The sequence below is a fragment of the Thermus neutrinimicus genome (assembly GCF_022760955.1).
Taxonomy (GTDB): Bacteria; Deinococcota; Deinococci; order Deinococcales; family Thermaceae; genus Thermus; species Thermus neutrinimicus.
The window spans coordinates 1-3,032 of record NZ_JAKTNU010000036.1 but is presented as its reverse complement, the minus strand read 5'-3'; the positions used below and the strand labels follow the sequence as shown (position 1 = coordinate 3,032).

The 3,032-nt window shown below is 64.7% G+C and carries 4 protein-coding genes; 2 read left to right on the top strand and 2 right to left on the bottom strand.

The features are described from left to right. Positions 1-134: 134 nt before the first annotated feature. Both L0C59_RS11010 and L0C59_RS11005 read left to right on the top strand, forming a co-directional pair. Entirely contained in the window at positions 135-956 is an 822-nt protein-coding gene (locus L0C59_RS11010; RefSeq protein WP_243091372.1) for an enoyl-CoA hydratase/isomerase family protein, read from the top strand. A gap of 114 nt (positions 957-1,070) precedes the next feature. Further along, positions 1,071-1,946, top strand: a complete 876-nt coding sequence (locus L0C59_RS11005; RefSeq protein WP_243091371.1) for an HD domain-containing protein — start codon at positions 1,071-1,073, stop codon at positions 1,944-1,946. Positions 1,947-1,962: 16 nt separating this feature from the next. On the opposite strand, the gene L0C59_RS11000 is transcribed toward L0C59_RS11005, so the two are convergent. Next, complete coding sequence (locus L0C59_RS11000; protein ID WP_243091370.1) at positions 1,963-2,400, bottom strand: DUF2267 domain-containing protein; 438 nt, start codon at positions 2,398-2,400, stop codon at positions 1,963-1,965. A gap of 118 nt (positions 2,401-2,518) precedes the next feature. Beyond that, the coding region (locus L0C59_RS10995) for an AMP-binding enzyme (RefSeq protein ID WP_243091369.1) at positions 2,519-3,032 on the bottom strand (514 nt) is incomplete at its 5' end.

The window sequence follows — 3,032 nt, the reverse complement described above, 5'->3', positions numbered from 1 at the left end:
GGAAGGCGCGGAAGTCCCTTGGGGTTATGCCCTATGGAGGTTTTGACGTGTACATAGGGCTCCCCCTGAGGTTTTGCAAGAAGGCGTAAGGCGGATGGTGGAGGTGGCCCTCGAGGCCCTTTTGGAGGTGTAGCATGGCCCATGAGCACGAAGGCGAGCACGAGTTCATCCTGGAGATCCCCGAGTTTGAGCACCTCTCCTACGAGGTGGAGGAGGGCATCGCCCTGGTTACCCTAAGGCGCCCTGAGGCCCTGAACGCCCTTTCCCAGGACCTTCTCAGGGAGCTAGCCGAGGTGGCCGAGGTGATCCATCAGGACCCCGAGGTCCGGGTGGCCATCTTCACGGGGGAGGGTAAGGCCTTTGCCGCGGGAGCCGACCTGAAGGAGATCGCCGCCCTGAAGGATCCCTTCATGGCCCGGGAGTATGCCCTCCTGGGGCAGCAGGTCTTCGCCGAGATCGCCGCCTTGCCCCTCCCCACCATCGCGGCCATCAACGGGTATGCCCTGGGGGGAGGGCTGGAGCTGGCCTTGGCCTGCGACCTGAGGGTGGCCTCCAGGGAGGCCAAGCTGGGCCTGCCCGAGGTGGGGCTTGGCTTGATCCCGGGCTTTGGCGGCACCCAAAGGCTTCCCCGCCTCATCGGCCGGGGCCGGGCCTTGGACCTCATCTTCACCGGGCGCCACGTGTCCGCGGAGGAGGCCCTGAGCCTGGGCCTGGTGAACCGGGTGGGGGAGGATGCCCTGGAGGAGGCCAAGAGGCTGGCCCAGAAGATCATGAAAAACGCTCCCATTGCCCTGGCCCTGGCCAAGGAGAGCGTGGTGCGGGGCGAGGGCCTGGACCTGGCGGAGGCCTTGGAGATCGAGGCTGATCTTTTTGGTTACGCCTCGGCCACGGAGGATATGAAGGAGGGGGTGCGGGCCTTCTTGGAAAAGCGGGCGCCCAACTTCAAGGGGGAGTAAGGGTAAGCCCCTTCCCCTGGGAAAGGGGCTCGGCTTCGCCCCCTGCCCCCTTTAAGGGCGTGGGGTGTTGGGTGGGTGTGAACGTCCAGGGTGTGGTGTAAGGTAGAGTTGCCCATGACGGGAGAGCGCATTGTCCACGTGGCCAGCCCCAAGGCCAAGCTGTACGCCGAGGCTGACCAGTCCATTCGCGAGCGCCTAAAGGACTTTCCCAAGGCCCTTAAAGCCTACGAGCTCCTCGTGCAGGACCCGGAGGCCCGCTCCGGGTGGAACATGGCCAACTACATCACCATGCGCAAGCTGGGTTACAACGACCACGGCCGGGTCCACGCCCTCCTCACGGGGGCGGCCAGCGTGGCCATCCTGGCCCTCCTGGCCGAGGCAGGGGTGCGCCTGGACACGGTGGAGTCTGGGGCAGGGGAGCTGGAGGACGCCTACGTGGTGGTCCTCCTTTCCACCATGCTCCACGACCTGGGCAACCAGGTGCACCGGGACCACCACGAGGCCTTTGGCGTCTTTTTGGCCCTCCCCATCCTGAACCGCATCCTGGAGAAGATCTACCCCGATCCCGAGCAACGCACCGCCCTTAGGGCCCTGATCCTCCACGGCATCTACAGCCACGACCTTTCCCCCGAGCCTTTAACCATCGAGGCGGGGATCACCGCCGTGGCCGACGGCACCGACATCACCAAGGGCCGGGGGCGGAAAGCCTTTGCCCTGGGGAGCATCGACATCCATTCCATCAGCGCCCTGGCGGTGGACGAGGTGCGCATCCTGAAGGGGGAGAGGGTGCCCGTGGAGATCCAGGTGACCATGAACAACTCCGCGGGCATCTTCCAGGTGGAGGAAACCCTTACCAAGAAGGTGCTCCGTAGCCCCTTGAGGCCCTACGTGAGCGTGGTGGCCATGACCGAGGGGAACGGGGATCAGGACCAGCGCATTGTCCACCGGGTCCGGCTCCATGAGAGCGAGGACCGCTTTGTGCTGGACTGAGGCCCTCCCGAGCGGATCAGGCCTGGGGCCAAAGCTCGCGGATCTCCTTGGGAAGCAGGTTCAGCACATCCCGGATCTCCCCTTGGGAGACTTTTTGGGAAAGCACCTTGAACACCGCCCGGGTGGTGGCCTCGGGGTCCAGGGCGGGTCCTGAGGGCGTTTTAAGCTCCCGGGCCACGTGGGCCAGGAAGGCCTCCTTGTGCCGCTCCTTAAGGGGCTTGCCCGTGGGGTCCCAACCCTCGTAGAAAAGGCCCCGGATCAGCATGGGAAGCTCGGCGGCCAGCTGAGCGGTTTCCTCCACGGTGAGGCGGTCCCTTAAGGCGTGGAGCACGGCCCGCAGGGCCATGTACGCCCGGTGGCGGTCCTCTATGCCCAGGGTTTCCATGATCTCCTTTAGCCAGCTGTGGGTCTTGTGGATGGTGGTGTCGAAGACCTCGAGGCCGGTGGCGCTCATACCTACCCCTCCTTTCCTTCATTTGTCATCATATATCTTGAGCGTGCTACTGTAAATGGGCAGGCAGCCCCTGGCCCGGGTGGGACGCGGAGGGGTTTCCTTGGCCGGCCTTCCTTGGCTAGCGCTTGGCCGAGATCCCTCGGGTCAGCTCCCGCTTGAGGACCTTCCCCACGCTGGTTTTGGGCAGGCTCTCCCGGAACTCTATGAGGCGGGGCACCTTGTAGGCGGCGAGGTTTTGCCGGCAGAAGGTCTCTATGTCCTTTTCCGTGACCTTGCCCCTGTAGGCTTCCTTGAGGACGATGAAGGCGGCCACGGTTTCCCCGCGGTAGGGGTCGGGTACGCCCACCACGGCGGCTTCCTGGACGGCTTCGTGCTGGTAGAGGACCTCTTCCACCTCGCGGGGGTAGATGTTGTAGCCGCCGGCGATGATCATGTCCTTTTTGCGGTCCACGATGTAGAAGTAGCCGTCTTGGTCCATGCGGGCCATGTCGCCGGTGTAGAGCCAGCCGTCCTTGAGGGCCCTTTGGGTTTCCTCGGGGCGGTTCCAGTAGCCCTTCATGATGTTGGGGCCTTTGACGATGAGCTCCCCCACCTCCCCCAGGGGGACCTCCTGGCCCTCCTCGTCCACCACC